Origin of the sequence: Streptomyces beijiangensis, from assembly GCF_017315755.1 — a bacterium.
In the GTDB taxonomy this organism is placed as follows: Bacteria; Actinomycetota; Actinomycetes; order Streptomycetales; family Streptomycetaceae; genus Streptomyces; species Streptomyces beijiangensis.
Map to the genome: position 1 here is coordinate 506 of NZ_JAFLRJ010000780.1, position 274 is coordinate 779.

At 70.1% G+C, this 274-nt stretch carries 1 protein-coding gene; it reads right to left on the bottom strand.

Annotation, left to right across the window (positions count from 1 at the left end; genetic code table 11):
- A partial coding sequence (locus J0695_RS45325) for an ATP-binding cassette domain-containing protein (RefSeq protein ID WP_206969602.1) occupies positions 1 to 195 on the bottom strand: 195 nt, incomplete at its 3' end.
- Between the last annotated feature and the right edge of the window lie 79 nt (positions 196 to 274).

Below are 274 nucleotides of genomic sequence, written 5' to 3' on the forward strand. Positions count from 1 at the left end.
GGGGCGGAGCAGGCCGGCGGCTATGCGGAGGAGGGTCGATTTTCCGCAGCCGGAGGGGCCGACGATGCAGGTGAACTCGCCCGGGGGGATGTCGAGGTCGAGCGGGCCCAGGGCGGCGAGGGTTTTTTGGCCGCGGCCGAAGGTGCGGGTGAGGGTGCGGGCCTGGAGTTTGGGGTCGGGGTGCGGGTCGGCCACCGATTGCTCCTTGCGGAGGGCGGAAATGAACGGGGCCGAGAATATGACGGGGCGTCAGATTGTGGAAGGGGTGGGGAGG